This window comes from Allobosea sp. 05T439, assembly GCF_056396005.1.
The window spans coordinates 1-20,545 of sequence record NZ_JBFTKP010000026.1 but is presented as its reverse complement, the minus strand read 5'-3'; the positions used below and the strand labels follow the sequence as shown (position 1 = coordinate 20,545).

16 protein-coding genes and 1 pseudogene are annotated in these 20,545 nt (G+C 65.5%); 7 read left to right on the top strand and 10 right to left on the bottom strand.

Features of this window, described 5'->3' with window-relative positions; genetic code table 11:
- Nucleotides 1–80 precede the first annotated feature (80 nt).
- From AC1DIO_RS24430 to AC1DIO_RS24415, 4 genes are all read right to left on the bottom strand, one after another.
- Nucleotides 81–971, bottom strand: coding sequence for an ABC transporter permease (locus AC1DIO_RS24430; protein ID WP_441492231.1), 891 nt, complete (start codon nt 969–971; stop codon nt 81–83).
- Between the two features lie 3 nt (nt 972–974).
- Nucleotides 975–1,925 carry an ABC transporter permease gene (locus tag AC1DIO_RS24425; RefSeq protein ID WP_476854221.1) on the bottom strand — a complete coding sequence of 317 codons (951 nt, stop codon included), beginning with the start codon at nt 1,923–1,925 and terminating at the stop codon, nt 975–977.
- A gap of 10 nt (nt 1,926–1,935) precedes the next feature.
- On the bottom strand, nt 1,936–3,606 hold the full coding sequence (locus AC1DIO_RS24420; protein ID WP_476854220.1) for a peptide ABC transporter substrate-binding protein: 1,671 nt from the start codon (nt 3,604–3,606) through the stop codon (nt 1,936–1,938).
- 188 nt (nt 3,607–3,794) lie between these two features.
- Nucleotides 3,795–4,931, bottom strand: a complete 1,137-nt coding sequence (locus AC1DIO_RS24415; protein WP_441506862.1) for an NAD(P)/FAD-dependent oxidoreductase — start codon at nt 4,929–4,931, stop codon at nt 3,795–3,797.
- Nucleotides 4,932–5,189: 258 nt separating this feature from the next.
- Between AC1DIO_RS24415 and AC1DIO_RS24410 the strand changes: the two genes are divergently transcribed.
- From AC1DIO_RS24410 to AC1DIO_RS24395, 4 genes are read left to right on the top strand one after another with little or no spacing between them, the layout of a single operon-like run.
- Nucleotides 5,190–5,603: a RidA family protein gene (locus AC1DIO_RS24410; protein WP_441506863.1), complete on the top strand. Its 414-nt coding sequence runs from the start codon at nt 5,190–5,192 to the stop codon at nt 5,601–5,603.
- On the top strand, nt 5,590–6,945 hold the full coding sequence (locus AC1DIO_RS24405; RefSeq protein ID WP_476854219.1) for an NAD(P)/FAD-dependent oxidoreductase: 1,356 nt from the start codon (nt 5,590–5,592) through the stop codon (nt 6,943–6,945). The genes AC1DIO_RS24410 and AC1DIO_RS24405 overlap by 14 nt, the downstream gene beginning before the upstream one ends.
- 20 nt (nt 6,946–6,965) lie before the next feature.
- Entirely contained in the window at nt 6,966–8,483 is a 1,518-nt protein-coding gene (locus AC1DIO_RS24400; protein ID WP_441506865.1) for an aldehyde dehydrogenase, read from the top strand.
- 55 nt (nt 8,484–8,538) lie between these two features.
- A complete protein-coding gene (locus AC1DIO_RS24395; RefSeq protein ID WP_476832726.1) occupies nt 8,539–9,672 on the top strand; it encodes a serine hydrolase domain-containing protein in 1,134 nt (377 codons plus the stop codon).
- 210 nt (nt 9,673–9,882) lie between these two features.
- Here AC1DIO_RS24395 and AC1DIO_RS24390 read toward each other — a convergent pair whose 3' ends face one another.
- Both AC1DIO_RS24390 and AC1DIO_RS24385 read right to left on the bottom strand, forming a co-directional pair.
- Nucleotides 9,883–10,929 carry a sensor histidine kinase gene (locus AC1DIO_RS24390; protein ID WP_441506867.1) on the bottom strand — a complete coding sequence of 349 codons (1,047 nt, stop codon included), beginning with the start codon at nt 10,927–10,929 and terminating at the stop codon, nt 9,883–9,885.
- Nucleotides 10,930–11,433: 504 nt separating this feature from the next.
- Entirely contained in the window at nt 11,434–12,870 is a 1,437-nt protein-coding gene (locus tag AC1DIO_RS24385; protein ID WP_476854218.1) for a DUF1254 domain-containing protein, read from the bottom strand.
- A gap of 514 nt (nt 12,871–13,384) precedes the next feature.
- Between AC1DIO_RS24385 and AC1DIO_RS24380 the strand changes: the two genes are divergently transcribed.
- On the top strand, nt 13,385–14,755 hold the full coding sequence (locus tag AC1DIO_RS24380; RefSeq protein WP_476854217.1) for a TAXI family TRAP transporter solute-binding subunit: 1,371 nt from the start codon (nt 13,385–13,387) through the stop codon (nt 14,753–14,755).
- 109 nt (nt 14,756–14,864) lie between these two features.
- Here the strand turns inward: AC1DIO_RS24380 and AC1DIO_RS24375 are convergent, their stop codons facing one another.
- Nucleotides 14,865–16,385, bottom strand: a complete 1,521-nt coding sequence (locus AC1DIO_RS24375) for a phospholipase D family protein (RefSeq protein WP_441506870.1) — start codon at nt 16,383–16,385, stop codon at nt 14,865–14,867.
- A gap of 412 nt (nt 16,386–16,797) precedes the next feature.
- Between AC1DIO_RS24375 and AC1DIO_RS24370 the strand changes: the two genes are divergently transcribed.
- Entirely contained in the window at nt 16,798–18,267 is a 1,470-nt protein-coding gene (locus tag AC1DIO_RS24370; RefSeq protein ID WP_441506871.1) for a DUF2252 domain-containing protein, read from the top strand.
- A 23-nt stretch (nt 18,268–18,290) separates the two neighbouring features.
- On the opposite strand, the gene AC1DIO_RS24365 is transcribed toward AC1DIO_RS24370, so the two are convergent.
- The 3 genes from AC1DIO_RS24365 to AC1DIO_RS24355 all read right to left on the bottom strand — a co-directional run bounded on the left by AC1DIO_RS24365 (nt 18,291) and on the right by AC1DIO_RS24355 (nt 19,598).
- Nucleotides 18,291–18,425, bottom strand: coding sequence for a hypothetical protein (locus tag AC1DIO_RS24365; protein WP_441506872.1), 135 nt, complete (start codon nt 18,423–18,425; stop codon nt 18,291–18,293).
- A 344-nt stretch (nt 18,426–18,769) separates the two neighbouring features.
- On the bottom strand, nt 18,770–19,078 hold the full coding sequence (locus AC1DIO_RS24360; RefSeq protein ID WP_441506873.1) for a BTB/POZ domain-containing protein: 309 nt from the start codon (nt 19,076–19,078) through the stop codon (nt 18,770–18,772).
- Between the two features lie 151 nt (nt 19,079–19,229).
- Entirely contained in the window at nt 19,230–19,598 is a 369-nt protein-coding gene (locus tag AC1DIO_RS24355; protein WP_476832724.1) for a hypothetical protein, read from the bottom strand.
- A gap of 730 nt (nt 19,599–20,328) precedes the next feature.
- Here AC1DIO_RS24355 and AC1DIO_RS24350 point away from each other — a divergent pair.
- A pseudogene (locus tag AC1DIO_RS24350) lies at nt 20,329–20,545 on the top strand (hypothetical protein); the annotation flags it as partial.

The window sequence follows — 20,545 nt, the reverse complement described above, 5'->3', positions numbered from 1 at the left end:
ACCTCCTGCTATGTGTCCGGGTCGCGGAGCCGGCCGCTGCCGGCCGCGCCAGAAGGCGTCACCACGCCCCGGCGACGTCTTCAGCTGATCTCCATGCGCGGGTCGAGGGCATCCCTCAGGCCATCACCAACGAAATTGAAGCTCGTCACCGCCAGTGTAATGGCGAGACCGGGCATGATGGCAAGCCAGGGCGCGCTCGACAGGTAGATCTGCGCGTTGTTGAGCATATTGCCCCAGCTCGCGTTGGGCGGCTGGATGCCGTAGCCGAGAAAGCTGACATAGGATTCGAGCAGGATCGCCTTGGCGACATTGAGCGTCGCTGCGACCACGATCGACGCGACCGCATTGGGCAGGAGGTTGCGCCACATGATCCGCAGGCTCGACGCCCCCATCGCCCTGGCGGCGACCGCGTAATCCTGGTCGCGCAGCGCCCTGATCTGCGCCTCGACGATGCGCGCGACATTCATCCAGGATGTCGCCGCGATCAGCAGCGTCATCGAGAGCAGGCCGGGCTTGACCAGTGCGGCCAGCGCCAGGAGCAGGAAGATCGTCGGAAAGCACAGGATCGCATCGACGAAGCGCATCAGGAGCGAGCCGATGATGCCGCCGTAATAGCCTGCGATCATCCCGACCCCGGTCCCTGCCGCGATCGCGATCGCCATGGCGGTGAAGCCGATCGCGAGCGAGATCCGCCCGCCCATCATCAGCCGGGCGAGGATGTCGCGGCCGAGTTCATCGGTGCCGAGGACATGGGCGCCGGACAGCGGCGGCGCGAAACGATGCATCACATCGATATGGGTGTCGTCGAAGGGCAGGAGATAGGGTCCGAGGAAGGAGCCGAGTACCAGGATCGCGATCGTCACGGCTCCGGCCATGGCGAGCTTGTGGCGCCGGAAGCGGCTCCAGGCGCTCTTGTGCTCGCTTCCCGCGCGGGTGTCGGCCAGGTCGATCAGGCTTGCTGCGTCGGTCATGGCTCACCCCATCCGGATGCGCGGATCAGCCACCGCGTAGAGCATGTCGGCCAGCAGCGACCCGAGCAGGACCATCACGGCCGAGAACATCAGGATGCCCATGACCACGGGATAGTCGCGGTATTCCACGGAATCGAGGAAGAGCCGCCCCATTCCCGGCCAGGTGAAGACCGTCTCGGTCACCAGCGCGCCACCGAGCAGCGTCGGGAACTGCAGGCCGGCAAGGGTGATGAGCGGCAGCAGCGCATTGCGCATCGCATGGCCGCGCAGCACCGCCTGCTCCGGCAGCCCCTTGGCGCGGGCGGTGCGGATATAGTCCTGGCCGATCACGTCGAGCATGGCCGAGCGCATGAAGCGGGCCCAGATCGCGGTCTCGACCAACGCCAGCACGAGCGCCGGCGCTATGAGATGATGCGCGACATCGAGGAAGGAGCCGTCGCCGATGGTCTGGCGATTGCCGGCCGGCAGCCAGCCGAGCTGGACCGAGAACAGGTAGATCGCGATCAGCCMGAACCAGAAGGTCGGGATCGAGAGCGCCACCATCGCGCCCACCGTCGCCACCATGTCGAAGATGGAATAGCGCCGGATCGCGCCCAGGATGCCGATCCAGCAGCCGAGCGCGATGGCAATCAGCGTCGAGACCGCCATCAGCTCGAAGGTGGCGCGCAGATGCGAGCCGATGACGCTCCAGACCGGGCTGTTGTCGCGGAAGGAGCGGCCCCAGTCGCCGCTCAGCATGCGCAGCAGCCAGTCCCAGTACTGCACCGGCAAGGGCCGATCGAGCCCAAGCTGGCGGGCGATGCGGTCGAGATCCTCCTGCGACATCTGGGCGGACTGGGCGAATTGCGACATCGGCCCGCCCGGCGCCAGATAGAGGATCGCAAAGCCGATCATCGAGACGATGGTCAGCAGGATCAGGGACTGCCAGAGCCGCCTCAGGAGAAAGGGGATCATCAGTGCCCGCTCACGAAGCCCAGAACCAGCTGCGCATGTTCCAGCAATTCGACGAGCAGTTGATATTGGCGGCGAAGCCCTGCAGCCCGTCCTTGATGCCTTCGGCCATCACCGTCTGGTAGATCGGCAGCAGGACGAGATCGTCGCGGATGATCTTCTGGATCTTGCCATAGGTCGCCTTGCGCTCAGCCTGGTCGAACTGGCTCGCGCCCTCGGCCAGCAGCCGGTCGATCTCGGGGTTCTGGTACTGATAGGTGTTCAGGCCGCTGCCGGCCTTGGCCGGGATCGCCCTGCTGCTGAAGCGCGGCGTCACGTCCGGATCGTTGCCGAGCATGAAGTTGGAGCCGACCATCACGGATTCGAATTTCGACTTCTGCCAGAACTCGCCCCAGATCACCGCTCCCGGCATGTTGTTGATGCGCATGGCCACGCCGAGCGCCCGCCAATCCTGCATCAGGAGCTGCTGCGACTGTTCGCGGCCGGGATTGCCGACCGTGGTCGAGTTGGCGAATTCGAGACGCGCGCCGTTCTTCTGCCGGATGCCGTCGGAGCCGCGGGCCCAGCCGCCGGCATCGAGCAGCGCGTTGGCTTTGGCGGGATCATGGCGCTGCGCCGGCAGGCTTGAATCATAGGCCCAGGATTGCTGCGGCAGGAAGGACTCGGTCGGCACCGGCAGGCCGTAATACAAGGCCTCGATCCGCGCCTGCTTGTTCATGCCGAGATAGAGCGCTTCCCGGACCGCCTTGTCGGCGAAGGGCGCGAATTCGAGGTTGAGCGCGATATGCTCGATGAAGGCGGTCGGCGACAGCGAGAGCTTGCGGCCGCGCAAGCCCTGCGCCTCCTTGACGAAATGGGCGGAGATGCCGCTGAGCCCGAGATAGTCGATCTGCCCGGTCCGGAACTGGGTGTAGAGCATCGTCAGGTCGGGGATGTATTTGAAGACGACGCGCTCGAGATAGGGGCCCTCGCCGTGATGGGCCGGGTTGGCCTGGAGCAGCAGGTGGTCGCCGGCGACACGCTCGCCCCAGCGGAAGGCGCCGGTGCCGACGGGCGCGCTGTTGAACGGCGCCGTATTCGGATCCTGCGCCTTTTCCAGGATGTGCCTGGGCACGATGAAGGTCAGCGCCAGGATCGAGAGATAGGGCGAATAAGCGCTTTCCATGCGCCAGTGGATCTCGTCGGGGGCGACGACGACGATATCCCTGACGAGGCTGTGGCCGACGCGGTTGCGGACCCTGAAGCCGGGGGTATTGATCAGGTCGAGCGTGTATTTGACGTCCTCGGCGGTGAACGGCGTACCGTCATGCCATTTCACGTCCCGGCGCAGCTTGATCTTCCAGATCAGCCCGTCGGCGGAAAGCCCGCCATTGCCAACGCTCGGAACCTMGGTCGCGAGATCGGCGACGAGCCTGCCCTGCGGATCGATCGACCAGAGCGGGTTGAAAAGCTGCCACMAGACGCCCTGGTCGACCTCGCTGCCCGGCATCAGCGGATTGAAGACGGTCGGTTCCTGCGAAATCCCCGCGATCACCTGGCCACGCGGCTTTTGCGGCGGCACCAATGGACGGGCCTGCGCCTGGGCCGCGTCGAGCCCGCCGAGCAGCGAGGCCGCTCCGGCGCCGAGGCCAAGGCCCAGAAGTTCACGGCGGCTGACGCCGCTGCCTGCCTTGCTATCGATCATCGCTTCTATCCCCTTTTATCGGCGCGGGCTGTGTTCAGCCTCGAATGATCGCCGGCTCCTGCCGGCATAGGCCTGGATCACGTCTTCTGCGGTCAGGAAAGGCCGTCAAAACGCTGAATACATGATAAAATACAATATCTTAGAGCGTCTTTCTCGTGAGAAACCGTCGCCACTTTTCGCAGCACGCTCTAGGCAGCTCGCTGCAGCCCATCCCGCATCGGTGAAAGATCCGCGGCGATGAGGCCGAGTGCGGAAAGGTTCGCCGGAAGGCTGCTTCCGGCCATGATCGCGGCGATCGCCTGCCCCATGGCCGGAGAGGTCAGGATGCCGCAGCCGCCCTGCCCCGCCAGCCAGTAGAAGCCCGGCGCGTCCGGCCGCGTGCCGGCCACCGGGTTCTTGTCGGCGACGAAGCTGCGCAGGCCCGCCCACTGGCTGAGCGGCCGACCGACCCGCAAGAGCGTATCCTGCTCGATATTCTCGATCGCCTGCGCGACATCCATGTCGTCGGGATAGACATCGCCCGGCTCCGTCGGCACCGCGTCGGCGAGGCTTCCCATCAGGCAGCCGGTTTCCGGCTTCACATACCAGCCGTAGCCGACATTGCTGACATGCGGCCAATCATGCGTGTCGAAGCCGGGCTGCAGCGCGAAGGTAAAGGCGGTCCGCCGGTGCGGCACCACACCCAGCGCGCCAAGTCCTGCCAGCCGCGTGACCTCGTCGATCCAGGCGCCGGCGGCATTGAGCAGCAGCGGGGCGCGCAGCTCGCGATCGCCCAGGCGCACGCTCCAGAACTCGCCCTCGCGGCAGATCGACTGGACATCGGCGTTGGTCAGCAGCGAGGCGCCATTGCCTTTCGCACCGCGCAAATAGCCCTGCAGCAGCGCATTGACGTCGATATCCATCGCATCGGGCTCATAGACCCCGGCATCGACCTTGTCGGCGACCAGCGCCGGGAAATGCGCGAGCGCGGCGCGACCGCCGAGATACTCGGCACGGGCGCCGACGGAGTGGAGATTGTCGCGCAGGCGGATGAGCGCCGCCTCCTGCCCCGCCTGCGCCACCGTCAGGCAGCCGCGCGGCGTCATGATCGGGTGATCGGTGAAGCCCTCGGGCGGCGTCTCCAGGAAGGCGCGGCTCGCCTGCGCCATCTTGCGCATCGTCGCGGCGCTGATCCCGACGGTGAACTGGGCCGCGGTGCGGCCGGAGCTGTGATAGCTGAAATGCTCCTCACGCTCGATCACGGCGACCGAGCCATGGGCGGAGAGGAAATAGGCCGCTGACGCGCCCGCTATCCCGCCGCCGATGATGATGACGTCAACCTGCATCGGCCGAACGCTTCCCTGCACTGCTGCCCGGCAACCGACGACCGGTTGCGCTGATCTGAAGGAGGGCACCGGGACGCCGGCTTGTCGATTTCAATAATTGGAGGTCGAGGGCTGAAAAACTGGGACCGCCCTCGCCCGATTTCCCGCCCCAAGTTCCCGGACCGAATTTCTGGCCCTCCGCCTCCAATAATTGAAATCGACAAGGCGCCCGTCGCCGCGCTCCCTCTTGGCGCAAGGCAACGTCATGCGAAAGCGATCATGAGCGACACCAGACCATCAGCGGGCGGCCGGCGCCTGATTTCCTCGGGCAGCGAATTCGAACAGACCTATAGCTACAGCCGGGCCGTGGTCGTCGGGCCCAATGTCATGCTGTCGGGCACCACGGGCTATGACTATGCCTCGAGCACGCTGGCAAAGGGCGCCCGCGAGCAGACCCTGCAGCTCTTCCGCAATGCCTCGGCCGCCTTCTCCCAGGCCGGTGCGACGCTTTCCGATGTCGTGCGGGTGCGGATGTATCTGTCGCAGGCCGCTCACTTCGAAGAGATCATGGCCGTCTTCGCCGAGATTTTCCGGGGCGTGAACCCGGCCTGCACGACGGTCGAGGCCGGGCTGTTCGATCCGGAGATCCTCGTCGAGATGGACATGGATGCCATCCTCGATGTCCGCGCTTAGCCTGTTCCCGCACGCCCCCGACGATGTCGTCGCGCAGCTCGGCGCCGAGCCGGTCGCGCTGCCGCGCCAGGCCGATGTCGTCGTCATCGGCGGCGGCATCATGGGGGCGGCCTCGGCCTATTATCTCGCTGGTGCCGGGCTCAGCACCATCCTGATCGAGCGGGACAAGGTCTCGTCCCAGCAATCGGGCCGCAACTGGGGTTTCGTGCGGACGCAGTATCGCGATCCGCTCGAATTGCCGCTGGCGATMGAGGCGCTCAGGATCTGGCCGGAGCTCGAACAGGAGCTCGGCCAGCCGATCGGCTKGCGCCGGACCGGCTGCATCTTCGTGGCGGAGACCGACGCGGAGCTCCAGAGTTTCGCGCATTGGCAGGATGTCACGCGCGACATCGCCGTCGATGCCCGGATGCTGTCTCGCCCTCAGCTCGCGAGCCTGATGCCCTCGCTGCGCGGCCAGGCGCCCGGCGCCCTGCACACACCCTCGGACGGACAGGCCGAGCCCGCGCTCGCGACCACGGCCTTCGCCCGGGCGGCGATGCGGCGCGGCGTCCGCGTGCTCGACGATTGCGGTGCGCTCGCCATCGAGGTCTCCGGCGGCCGGGTCAGCGGCGTCGTCACCGAGCATGGCCTGATCCGCTGCGGCACCGTGGTCTGCGCGGCTGGCCTGCAAAGCCACCGCCTGCTCGCCCCGCTCGGCCTCGTCCTGCCACAGCAGGGCGTGCGCAGCACGGTCTCGCTCACCGCCCCGCTGCCGTCGCTCAGCGACGCCTGTTTCTGCGGTTTCGGCATCGGGCTGCGGCAGCGCGCCGACGGCTCCTGCATCATCGCGGCCGATTCCAGCTCCGATATCGATCTCTCCCTCGATTCATTCCGGGCCTCGCGCTTCTTCCTGCCCGAGCTGCTGCGCTACCGCAGCGGCTTCGCCTTCAGGCTTGGGCGGCCGCTCCTCGACGATCTGCATGAGCGGCTCTCGGTGCCGAAACGCGAGCGGCCGGTGGCGCGCCGGCGCCCGCGCATCCCGGCCAATGAGGCGCGGGCGGCCAGGACCGGCGAGAGCGTCAGGCAGCTTTTCGCCGGAGCGGACGGCATCGAGATCGTGAAATCCTGGGCCGGCCAGATCGACGTGATGCCGGACGCACTGCCGGTCCTGGACAGCCCTGCCGAGATCGCCGGGCTGATCGTCGCGACGGGCTTCTCCGGGCACGGCTTCGGCCTCGGCCCGGCCGTCGGGCGCCATGTCGCCAGTCTCGCCAGCGGTGACGCTCCCGCCGCGATCCTCGCGCCGCTGCGCTTCGACCGTTTCGCGCGCGGCACCTATTCGCGCCCGCACGCCTCTCTCTGAGCCTCATCCGGGATGTCGTCATGAATTTTGAGACCGCGACCCCTTACCGGGCCATCGCCGACAGGCTGGCGCTGCCCGCCGGGGCCTTCATCGACGGCGCGCTCGCGGGCCCGGCCGACGGAAAGCTCCTCGAAACCGTCAATCCGGCGACGGGCGAGGTGCTGACCACGATCGCGCATTGCGGGCCTGACGATGTCGACCGGGCCGTGGCTGCGGCCCGTCGTGCCTTTCGCAATGGCTCCTGGTCGCGCGCCGCGCCCGAGCTGCGCAAGGCGGTGCTGCTGCGGCTGTCCGAACTGATCCGCAGCAACGCGACCGAACTCGCCGTGCTGGAAAGCCTCGACAGCGGCAAGCCGATCAGGGACTGCCTGAAGGAGATCGCGATCGAGGTTCCCGCCACCTTCCAATGGTATGCCGAGCTGATCGACAAGAGCTTCGGCAGGGTCGCGCCCACCGGCGAAGACGCCTGTGCCCTGATCACGCGCGAGCCGATCGGCGTGGTCGGTGCCGTCCTGCCCTGGAATTTCCCGCTGCTGATGGCGGCCTGGAAACTGGCGCCGGCGCTGGCCAGCGGCTGCTCCGTCGTCGTCAAGCCCGCAGAGCAGACCGCGCTGTCACTGCTGCGGCTGGCGGAGCTGGCGACTGATGCCGGTCTTCCCGCCGGCGTGCTCAACGTCCTGCCCGGCCTCGGCGAGACCACCGGCCGGGCGATCGGCCTGCACAGTGACATCGACGCCGTCTCCTTTACCGGCTCGACGCAGGTCGGCCGGCTGTTCCTGCGCTATGCCGCGGAGAGCAACCTGAAATCGATCGGGCTCGAGATGGGCGGCAAGAGCCCCTTCATCGTGCTCGATGATGCCGAACTTTCGCCGGAGCTGATCGAGAACGCCGTGACTGCGGCCTTCTGGAATGGCGGCCAGAACTGTTCCGCCAATATGCGCCAGATCATCGACCGGAAGCGCCAGGAGGAATATCTCCATCTGGTCACGGAACGCGCCCGGGCGCTGGTCGTCGGAGATCCGCTCGATCCGGCGACGGAGCTCGGCCCGATGGTCTCGGCCGAGCATCGCCGGACGGTGCTGGGCGTTGTCGAGGCCGGGCATCGCGAGGGCGCGCGCTGCGTCCTCTCCTCCTCGCAAGCGCTGCAGGCGCAGCCCGGGAATTTCCTCGGCCCGACCGTCTTTGGCGACCTGAGCCCACAGATGACGATCGCGCGCGAGGAGATTTTCGGCCCGGTGCTCGGCGTGCTCCCGGTCGACGGTCTGGATGAGGCGCTGGCGGTCGCGAATGACAGCGATTACGGGCTGCACGCGACGCTCTACACCAGGGATCTCGACCGGGCGCTGTTCATGTCCCGGCGACTGGCCTGCGGCACCGTTGCGATCAACGGCTTCACCGAAGGCGATCTCAAGACGCCGTTCGGCGGCTATAAGCGCTCGGGCTCGCTGGCGCGCGACAAGGGCCTGGAAGCCATGGGGCAGTACCTGCAGACGAAGACGACCTGGATCAGCATCAGCGCGCCGACACGGCAGGGATGATGTGGCGGGACAGGCAGGCCGGGATCTTGGCCAGGAACGGGCAATGGATAAGGCGATGAGCATGGACAGCTCCACCCGCGCGCAGATCGAGCGCTTCTATGACGGCACCTTGCTGCCCGACGAGATGGTCGCGACGATGTCGACCGATGGCGGCTGGTTTCCCTCGCGAACCATCGCACGCGCATCGACGCCGTCCGTGCTGAAACGATCTGGCCAGGCCCTGCCACCGCTCGCCATCCAGGACCACGGCACGAGCTTCGACCTCTACGACTATCTCTCGGTCAACCGCGTCGCCGGGCTGATGGTGCTGCGCGATGGCGAGGTGGTGCAGGAGAGCTATTCACTGGGCATCGGCCCGCAGACGATGTGGAATTCGTGCTCGCTCGCCAAATCGGTGGCCGCGACGCTGGTCGGCATCGCGCTGCGCGAGGGCGCCATCGCKAGCCTCGACGACCCGGTGACGCGCTACGCCCCGCTCGGCGGCGTCTATGCGCAGGTCTCGATCCGGCAGCTCTTGCGCATGGCGTCCGGCATCCGCTGGCGCGAGGCCTATACCGACCCGACCTCCGACCGCAGGCAGCTGCTGGACATCCAGATGCAGTGGCAGAAAGGCGGCATCGCCCGGCATATGTCCGGCCTCCCCGCCGAGACGGCGCCGGGGCAGTCCTGGACCTATAATACCGGTGAATCCTACCTCGTCAGCGCGGTGATGGAAGGCGCCACCGGCACGAACCTCGCCGATTACCTCTCCACCCGGCTGTGGTCGCGCATGGGCGCGGAAGCCGACGCGACCTGGTGGTCGGAGAGCCCGGACGGAATGACCGTGTCGGGCAGCGGCATGCACGCGACCATGCGCGATTACGCCCGTTTCGGGCAGTTCGTGCTCGATGGCGGGCGCATCGGCGGCGAGACCCTGCTGCCCGAAGGCTGGACCGGCGAAGCGGGTTCGCCCTTCCCGATCGGCGACACCCTCATCCCCTATGGCTATATGTGGTGGATTCCCGTCCTCGATGATCCCGCGCTCAAGGGCACCTTCCAGGCCGAGGGCATCTATGGCCAGTACATCCACATCAATCCGCAGAAGCGCCTGGTCGTCGTGGTGCTGAGCGCGCGCTCGAAGCCGAGCTTTCGTCAGCGCCTCGAGATCAATGACGACGCCCTTTTCGCGGCGCTTGCCCGCGCCTTGTGAGGGACAGGGCCGGAGTGCGTTTCCCGCAACGATGGACAAGGGCGTTCGCGCGGCATCCTGTTGCCCGAACTGGCACCATATTGGCCTGGATTGCGAGAAGAGGGCAGAGGCGAACCGACGAGCAGGTAGGTCTGCGACGACAGATCACGCAGCTTGTCCGGGCAATAGGCTGCTCATCGCATCCAGCGCCCGGGAGACCTCAAGGGAGTTTCAGGCCGCGCTCGGCATGCGCGAGATGAAGCTCGCCCGGGTGACCGAAATCTTCATGCCCCCGGCCCCGCTCTGCGCCTCCATGACGGCGTCGAGCTGCTTGACGAGCGCTTGCACGATGGCCGTGCCCAGTCCGGTGCCGGCGTCGCTTGCCGTCTTTCCGATGCCATTATCGGAGACGATCAGCTTCCAGTCGGCACCGTTGATCTCGTAGGTGACGAGGATCATGGCATCGGCCCGGACGACGGGGAATGCGTATTTGATGGCATTGATGACAAGCTCGGTGACGATGAGGCCGAGGCTCACGGCTTGATCGGAACGGATCGCTCCTGAATCCGCCATCACCTTGACCGTGATGGGCTGGCCCTCCCCGACCATTGACGAGGCGAGGCTGCCGCAAAGCTTGGTGAGGTAGGAGCTGACCTCGACCTGGTCGATCGCCTCGGAGGTGTGGAGATGCCGCTGCACTTCGGCGACCGACATGACGCGTTGATGCGCATCCTTCAGGTGCTGGCGGGTTTCCTCCGATGAGACAGCCCGCGCCTTCAGCAGCAGGATGCTGGCGATGATCTGGAGGCTGTTGGCGACGCGGTGCTGGATTTCCTGAAGCAGGACATCCTTCTGGCGCAGCAGCTCTTCGGTTTGCCTGAGAAGCTCCTCCTTCTCCCGCTCGACCGCCCGACGCGCCGTGACGTCGGTGCAGGTGAGAAGGATCCTTGTGGCCGAGCCGTCTTCGTCGACCATCTGCCGGGCATTCAGGAGAATGGTCCGCCGGCCGAGATCGGGACAATCATGCTCGACCTCGAACCCGTCCATGACGGCATGCGTGGGAATGATCCGTTCCAGAAGAACGCGAAGGGCAGCGATGTCCCATTGGCCGTCGCCCAGCGTGGAGAGCGGACGGCCCGGCGCTTCGTCAGGATCGATGCGGAAGGCGGTGCAGAAGGCGTTGCTCGCTGCCAGGACACGAAGCTGATCGTCGAGCACAACAAATGGCTCGGGGATCGTATTGACGATCGCCTGCGCCAATGTGCGTGGGTCTGCCATGTCTTGAGAAATCCTTCTGGGACGCGGCAAGCCCCCCGGCGGGGAGCACAAGCGCATTCTCGGGCCGGCGACCGGCCCGTTTCCGAGGGATAATACACCTTGCAGTCATCACTGTCGCAGCCCGAGCGGGGCTTTCGGGCTTCCAGAAGGGTCCAATGCCCTCATCGCGAATGACACCGCCGATGGCCGTCTTCGATCACCGCCGAGCCTGCGGTCTGGAGTAACTGACGTCCTGGATCATCGGACCGGAAATCGTATCCGGTTCGTTGATCTAACCCTTTGTGTTTGCATCGTCTTTCTCGAAAACCGCAATCCACTTTTCGGGCCGATGCCTTAGAGGGTCCAGTCCGGTCGAAGGGCGTTTGCGGATCGCCCCGCCGCGACCAGGGCTGACTGACCGACCGCAGCCTCCGCGCCATTCACTCACGCGGGGCAACCGCGAGATCCAGGGCTTCACATGCCGGGGCACCGGAGCGGGTTCGTTCCGGTGCCCTCTCCTGGGGATTACTGGCCCACCACGGCCGGAAGCCCCTGCGCCCTGGTGATGGCTGGGGGGTTCCATTTGCCGGTCAAGACCTCGGATTTCGGGCCGTAGAGCCGCATCGTCAGATTGAACTCGCCCTTCGGCGCCGGAAGCCAGTTCGCCTCCTTGTCCTTGCCCGGATTGGCATTCTGGAAATACAGGTCGAGCGATCCGTCGGCGCTGAATTTGAACGGCATCCAGCTGCTGACCGCAAAGCGATCGAGACTGTTGGCGACCYGAAATCCCTCCGGGTCGTAGAGCGTGACCGACCAGAAGGCGTTCACGGGTGGCAGGGCGCCCTTTTCAAAATGCAGCGTGTATTTGCCGGCGCCGTCGAGCGGCTTGCCAGATTCGTCACCGAGATTGAGGGGGTAGACCGCATCTTCGGGGAGATTGGCGCCCAGGCCTACCTGCGCAACGATAGCGCGCTTGAGATAGTAGTTTCCGTAGACGCCCATGGTATCGGTGTTCATCGACCAATGGTTCGCCACCCGGGCGAGCGTCGGGATCTTCCATTCCATGAGCTTCTGCCCGGCCTCGGGTGCAGCTTCGAGGCCCTTCTTTACCGCCGGCGGGAGCTTGTCGATATCGAAGCTCTCGCCCGGCACGATGCCGATGCGCTTCATCTGAGCGATGATCGGCTGATCCGTGGAATGCGGCGGATGAAGCTTCAACAACTCGGCGGCGTAGGCGAAGTATTTAGCCGCAGGCATGGTGTCGACCTGAACCTTCGGCGGCGTCTTCATGTCGATGCTGGGATCGATCTTCACCTCGACCGGCTTCGGCGCCTTGCCCCAGTCGGACAGGGCCGTAACCTTGTAGCCGGCCTGGACCTTGTGAACGGCCTCATAATCCGGCGGACCGTCCGTCTTCGTCCGGCCGATGATCCAGACATAGGGCGTCGGCGCGCCGATACGCGCCATCCCGGCTGGTACCGTCCCGGTMCAGCCAGGAGGTGTGATCAGGAAATTGCCGGCTTGCGTCCCCGTCGTCCGCCATCCCGGCGATGCGAAGACGTCGGTCCACATGTCGAGCATGGGCAGAAGATAGTAACGGCCGCCCGTGTCGGGTGCGGAGACGACCTGCGGTTCCTTGGTCAGATCGAGCCACGCAATGGAATAGAGCGTGTCGAAATTAACCCGGACGACGACCTTCATATCGGCCGGCGGGAACGCCGGCACGTTCACGAACATGTTCATCGGGCCCTTTCCGAATTCTTTTCCGGCCTCGATGTTCGTGGATTGCTTGCGGGTTACGTCCATGGAGAGCAATGGATAGAAGTAGAGATAGGCATCGACCCCAATGGCTTGAGCCTCAGCTTCGGTCAGCGCTGGCTGCGAACCCTGGGCCATCGCGATATGTACAGATCCAAAACCAAGAAGAACACCCAGAGACAATCCAATTGCAATTTTATTCATTTCAGTCTCCCGCTTCCGCTAGAGATGTCAGAACTTAAATTCGGAAGCCCAGAATTTATCTTCCGTAGATCAGTATACCGATGCACCGATTTATGTAATCATCGATTTGATATTCGGCGAACATTTGTTGTCGACAAAGGCCACGCAGAATTCATTGTGACTGAGAAGGAGACCGCGTCAATTCGTAATGGAGCGGGAGAGCCGACATGCTTGGCCTCTGCCATGAAGGCCGAACCTGGCCGTTACACGACGCGCCTCGGCGCCATTCCTGCTGGCCTCCTGCGCCAGTTCGCCATCCCGACCATCCGAATGCCCGGCTCTGCAGCCCTGCGAGAGCGGAGCACGTGCCAATGCCATGGATGACGTGGCMGTATAGTGCGCTAAGCTTGCCCTGCCGAGCTCGTGGGCTGCCCCTGCTGAATGGGTTCAGGGTCCGACTTATCCTGGCTTGCAGGGGCTGAGCCGACGTCTTCGAAGCGAGGCGCAGTTCGGGACATGTGCCATKAACATCTCGATGTCGCGTCTCCTGCTGATCGCCGCGGCGGCCTTCGCGCTGCTCACCGCCGCCGTCGTCGGCTATCTCTCCTGGTCGCAGCCCCTGCATCTGCGCGTCGCGGCCGGCCCCAAGGACGGGATCGATGCCAAGCTGCTGATCGCCTTCAATCGCCTGCTCGACGTCAACCGGGCCGGGGCGCGCCTGGACCTGGTCACGACGGCCGACATGCACGAAAGCAGTCAGCTGCTGGAGAAACGGGAGGTCGACCTCGCCGTGCTGCGGCTCGACGATCCCCTGCCGACCGGGGCTGCACTGGTCGCAATGCTGCGCACCAATCTCATGATCGCTGCAGCACCGGCCAGGCTCAAGCTGGAGACCCTCGCCGACGTGAAGGGCAAGCGCCTCGGCCTTGTCTCCCGCTCACCGCTCGACGAGCCGTCTTTCGTCCGGCTGCTCGACATGGTGGGCCTCACACCGGCAGATGTCCGCATGACGATCATCAAGCCCGAGGATGTCGCCCGGCTCGTCGCCGGCGGACAGCTCGATTGCGTCGTCGTGCTCGGCGTCCCCGCCGATCCCGTGGTCAGGGACGTGGTTGCCGCGGTCGGCGACAAGCGCAAGACTCCCCCGACCATCCTCAGCATCGAGCTTGGCGAGTCCCTGAAGCAGAACACACCGGCCGCCAGCTCCGAGACGATCGAGAAGAACGCCTTTCCGCGCCTGTCCATTCCCGACGACGATGTCGACACGGTCGGGGTTCCAACCGCGCTGGCCGCCAATCGCGCCTCGACCGGCCCCATGCGCGTGCGGCTCTACAACAACGCGATCATGGAGGTGACGCGCGGCCTGCTCGAACGGCGCAGCGAGCTGGCGCGCGAGATTCCGCTGGCCAGCCTGATCACCCCGCCCGACAGCGAAAAGGACGCACGCTTTCCGCTTCACCCCGGAACCGCCGCCTATCTGGAAGATACGGACACGAGCTGGTCGACCCTGTTCAGCGAACAGATCTGGAATGTCGTGCTGGTCGGCGGGGTCATCAGCTCGATGCTCGCCGCCGCCGGCGGCTTCCTCAACCAGGGCGGCGCCGATCCGATGGGCGGGATCCTGTCCCGCCTGAAGGACATCACGGAACGCGCCGGCGCCTCGACCGATCCAGCCGACGCGCAAGGGCTGTCGCAGGAACTCGGCGTCCTGGCGATCGACATGGCAGCCCTCGGCTACAAGCGCCGATGCAGCTACGAGGAGTTCGCGCCGCTGCAACTCGCCTATGAGAGCGCGCGGGACGCTGTCGCGGCACTGCGCGCCGGACCGCCGCCCACGGCTCGCGGCGACATGGCATCGGAAGCCGTGGCGCGGCCCCAGTCACTGCAACGGGAGCGCAGCCCGTGAGCCCTGCCCCTGTCGCACGGCGCTGATGGCCGCCCCGGCAAGGACGCTCGCGATGAATGCCCCGCCCACGAGCACCCGGACATTGCCCGCGCGAGCCGGATTGTGGGCGTCAGAGTTGCGAGTCGATCGGCAGGAGCTTCAACAGGTCGGCGACGAGGCGCCGGCGCAAACGGGTCTCGGGCTCGCCCCGATAGTGGACGCTTTGCCCCTCCCGCGCCGTCTCCCAGACGATCCCGCCATTCGGCTCGAGCAGAACACGGTAGCTGTTGGCGGGCCCGACGCCGGTCGCCATGTAGGCGACCAGCCTCTCCGCCAGCTCCGGGCTCTCGATATAGAGCCCGGCCTCGGTGTTGATCACGGCGGAGCGCGGATCGAGGTTGAAGCTGCCGATGAACACGGCCTGCCGGTCGAAGGCCATGGCCTTGGTATGCAAGGCTGCAGGTGACCGGCCGGAACGGAGCGACCAGCCCGGCCGGTAGGCGTCGGTATCCGGGCGCAGCTCGTAGAGCTCCATGCCGTTCTCCAACAGCCGCCGGCGGGTCTTGGCGTAGCCGGAATGCGCCGGCAGCATGTCGTTCGAAGCCAGCGAATTGGTCAGCACGCGCACCCGGACATGGCGCTCGTGCAGCGCCTTGACGGTTGCCTGCGCCCTGGCGGGAAGCACGAAATACGGCGTCTCGACGAGCAATTCCTGCTTCAGCTCGGCGACACGCCCGCGGATGAACGCAACCACATGGTCGCTCTCGATGCCCGGCGCGATGGTTTCCGGATCGTCGGCGATGACCCGGCCCTGTGCCCAGACGAGATTGTCGCGAAGCTCCGCGCTCTGGAGTGCCAGTTCGTCGAGGTCCTGGTCGATCGGATAAGGGTATTCGGCGGCGGCGATCTCCGCGCGCAGGCGAATGAGGATGGCATCGAGATCGGCGGCGCCATAGCTGCGCTCGACGATCGTCGCGATCGGCACGGTCGAGGGATTGTTCCAGAACCGGTCGAAAACATCGGACAGATTGCGCACGACAGGCCCGACCGCCAGCACGTCCAGATCGCGATAGTTGGCGATCGTGTTCACGCCATAATAGATGTCGCCGATATTGCGGCCGCCCACGATCGCCGCAGCATTGTCGGCAACCATCAGCTTGTTGTGCATGCGGCGGTTCAGCCGGCCGAAATCGACGATATAGTCGAGCGCAGACCAGCGCCGGTTTGTCACCGGATTGAACAGGCGGATCTCGACATTGGGATGCGCGTCGAGGGCGGCTTTGACGGCATCGCTGGCCTTGTAGAAGGCGTCGTCGACGAGAAGACGAACCCTGACCCCGCGATCGGCCGCCTTCATCACGCTGTCGACGATGATGCGGCCGGTGATATCGCCGTCCCAGGAATAGTACTGCATATCGAGGCTGCGCTCGGCCAGGTCGGCCAGCGCGAGACGGGCGATGAAGGCCTCACGCCCGTGGATCAGGAGGCTGAAGCCGGAGAGGCCGGGATGTTGATCGGCAGCCGCGCCGAAGGATTGTCCCAGCCTGGTCGAAGCGGGGTCGCCGAACGCCGTCGATATGCTGCGCTGGTCGTCGGACCAAGGGCGGGCAGCGCGGCCGGTGAAAACCCTACCCAGCCAATTCACGACCATGCGCGGGATTGCGCTCGCGCCGGGCGCCCGAGGCCGGACCGACCCTGCAGAACGGCTGGTTCCTTGCGTATCGGCGCGTATCGGGCTGGGCTTTTCGCGGCGCATGGTGCTCTCCACCATCCCTGGCTGGCAAGCAAGCGCGGCAGCGGGCAATCCGTCAAGCACAAGCCGCGGGCCAATTGGCCTGTGCCTCGAAAAATCACGGCCAATGCGGTGGGGGATACTGCAAGGACATTGGGCCATGCCCGGCCAGGCGCGGCGGTTGTGGCGTGGCGCTGCCCACACCGGAGAGACGACGCGCGGAACGAGCCGACAATTCGGTGCGATCAGGGCCTCAAAGGCAGTTCTCGAATTCGCGAAAAGGCGTACCTTACGCAAAGATTGCACCGGCTGTTTTCTGTGTGGGGGCGTCATGTCTGCAAGATCGAACAGGCTCGCGTCGCCAAAGAGGTCTGAGCTGGAGGTCCTGCACGGCGCCAGCGCCGACGAGATCCTCACCAATCGGCCGCTACCGGATGAATTCACGCGGGTGATGTCGTTGGCGGAGCGGATGGAGGCCGGAAAGGCGCTTCGCGATCGCGTCCCCCGCCCGCAGCATCGGACATGGGCGCCGAACGGAAGCCGCCCCGACCCGCTCGCCCTTCTTCAGGCGGCGGATGCCGATCGCATTCCCGAGCTCGTCCCCATCCGCTATGGGCGCATGCTGCAGTCGCCCTTTGCTTTCTACCGGGGATCAGCAGGCATCATGGCAGCCGATCTCAGCACCACGCCGAACACCGGCATCCAGGTGCAGGCCTGCGGCGACTGCCACCTGATGAATTTTGGCGGCTTTGCCACGCCCGAACGCAACATCCTCTTCGACATCAACGATTTCGACGAGACCTTGCCCGCCCCCTGGGAGTGGGACATCAAGCGGCTCGCGACCTCGTTCGTCCTCGCGGCCCGGTCGATCGGATTGCCGGCCAGGACCGCGCGGGACACCGCCATCGCCTGCGTGCGCAGCTACCGCAGGCACCTTGCGACTTACGCGGACATGCATCCGCTCGACGTCTGGTACGCGCGCGTCACGGGAGACGATCTCGTCTCCGTGGCGCCCGCGCGCGAACGCGGCCGAATTCAGAAGCGGATCGCGAAGGCGGCCCAGCAGGACGGCTCGGAAACCGATTTTCCCAAGATAACGGACATGGTTGGCGGTCGCGTCCGCATTCGCGACATGCCGCCCCTGATCTACCATCCCGAGGGATCGCGGCGTCCGGATTTCGAGGAGCAGTTGAAGCGGATCTTCCGCGATTACCGGGAGACCTTGTCCGAGGACCGTCGCGTCCTGCTGGACCGCTATCATCTGGTCGACGCAGCCATCAAGGTCGTCGGCGTCGGCAGTGTCGGGCGCCGCTGCTGGGTTGTCCTGATGATGTCCTCCTGCAACGACCCCTTGTTCCTGCAGTTCAAGGAGGCGGTGGCCTCGGTGCTCGAGCCCTATGCCGGCACGAGCGCCTATTCCCTGCACGGTCAGCGCGTCGTCGTCGGGCAGCGCCTGATGCAGCCTGCATCGGATCTGTTCCTGGGCTGGGTCACCGCCGAGCTTTCAGGCAAGCAGTTCTATGTGCGGCAGTTGCGCGACGCCAAGATCAAGCCGCTGGTCGTGACCTTCGACGCCGAGCTGCTCCTGAGCTACGCCCTCGCCTGCGGTTGGGTGCTGGCACGCGCGCATGCTGTTGCCGGCAACGCCGACGGCATCAGCGGCTATCTCGGATCGAACGACCAGTTCGACGAGGCATTGGGCGATTTCTCGGTGAGCTATGCCGACCAGGCGGAGCGCGACCATGCCGCCCTCAAGGCCGCCGTGCGCCTGGGCAAGGTCAAGGCCTATCTGGACGCCTAGCGGAACCGGTCACGGATGGCGCTTCAATGCATCACGACCGCCGCAATCAAGGCGAAGGCTCCGGCAAGGGTGAAGAGAGCGAGCCAGGCGGGATAGCGCGGTGCCATCCACAGCCCGAGCGCGCGGCAATGATCCAAACTCAGCCACAGGCTTGTCATGGTGGTCTCCATCGCATGTTGCCGGGATCGGACCATCCGCGGAGAGGCTGAACCTTAAGGCTGAGGCTAAAGCTGAGGCCAAGGCCGAGGCTGGTCGCCGCTTCGCGAGCGATCGTCCGGAGACCTGGGTCAGGCCGCCGGCGATATCATCTAAGCGGCATCGGACATGGCGCGGGATCGCGCCAAATGCCTGGCCTTGCCGGGCTCGACTGGAATTGCGGTGGGCCGAGGCAAGGTCGGCGTCGGGGCTGGTCTCAGTTCGGTCCGAAGCGAGACGGCCGCTTCACTGGACGCTCAATCGGCGGATTAAGCAAGCAGCCCGCCCGCGTCATCTTGGCCACGCCTCAGGCGCGGCCTGCCGACGGGCTGACAGGCACGACCGTGAAGCGATCGCGGGGGCGCCGCGGAGCGAAGCTCGTCCTTTGATTGAGGTCGCCGGTCTCGTAGCGCATATAGGCCTGAATAGCGGTCATCACGGCGCCAAGCGAGGCGTAGGGGCCGAACCGGATCATGGGGAGCGCCAGCACGCCGCGGTTCTGCGGGCCGATCCAGAAGTCGTCATCCCGCTCCGCGACAATCGTTCCGAAATGGCGACCGAGCCGGTCCTTCATTTCCCAAACGCTGTGCTCGAGCTGCGTGACGACGATGTCCATGAACGCCTCCGGCTGGCCGGTTGCGCGCTTGCGCCGGTCGCCAGGATATGGGGTTGCCGGGTCATGCCGATAAGGTCGCCAGCCGGGAATACAGCCGCCGCGACGAGGCCAGGGCGTTCACGCCCCCTGGCGCTGCCGGCCGCCATCGCCGTCAGAACCTCTTCCTGGTGATCAGGGTCAGCCGCCCATTGGCACCGGTCTCGGCGACGAGCACCTGCAGCGATGACAGCCCCTGCGCCCGAAGCGCAAGGGCGAGGAGCGGTGCTGCATCGATCGCCGTCCGGAGCTTCTGCAGTTCGTCATCGCCGCGTGCTGCGACGATCCGGGTGACGCGTAGCCGTTCCGGCTTTGGCAGCGCGCGGATATCGACGACGATCACCGACCGGTTCCTCAAGGGTCCCGATGCAGCCACGGGACTGAGCCCGACCTCGCGGTCGACAGCAGCTTCTTCAGGCGGAGCCTGGGCCTGGGCGACACCGGTGAGTGCGAGGGCGGAAACAGCGGCCACGATCGGGATCATGTGCATCGGCAGTCCTTCCATCCGGTCACGGGTCGGCGCAGAGTTCAGGCACGCCCGGGCGGTAACGCCCGTGCTGCGATCACCGCCTCGACGCGTTGCGAGCCCCCATCCTGCCCATCCGGTTTCGTGCAGGCCTCGTGATCGTCATCTCGCCGAGCAAGACTGCGCTGACGATCTCGCGATCCCGCGCGACGTTTCAGCAGAGCTGCGATGCCCTCTACCAGAAGTGGACGATGACCAAGAACTGCAACTAAAATACTCACTACAGTCAGATCTTTCCGATCAAACTTTAATCTCGGACAGATTTTATGATCAAAAAATCACCAGAGGAATGAATACCTTTTAAAAGCCTGATATCCTCTGAGAAAGCGGGGCAGTGAAACGTCAAATACGCAAATTTGTACAGGGTTTTCTCTACCCGATTACGCTTTTGTTACCCGCCCGGAGTCCACAAGGAGCAGGGATGCCACAGTCGATGCGATCACGGCATGGCGCCCGGGCCAATCGCCGCCGCGCCCTGCGCCCATGGAGCAGCCGGGTCAGAACGGGAGCCTCGCCTGGAGCAGCGGCGCCATCGACGGCGCCGCTGAGGGGCGTTCCCCGGCGTCGCGGTCGCCCTCGCCCGGCGGCATAACATTCCGGCATGAAGTCATGCCTGCCGGCGGATTGCCCGCCGGGGCCCGGTTCCTATGCTCGGCCCACGGACACACTCACTTCGGATCAGCTCTTCATGGCACATGCGACCACCGCGCACCCTCGCCCGGGAGATCACGGCGCGACGGCCGATCGCCCTGTCGGGCTGAAGCAGACCTCCCTGAACACGGATACGGCCGTGGAGATGATCGGGGTCAACAAGTGGTATGGCGAGTTCCATGTGCTGCGCGACATCAACCTGAAGGTGGCGCGCGGCGAGAAGCTGGTGATCTGCGGCCCCTCAGGCTCGGGCA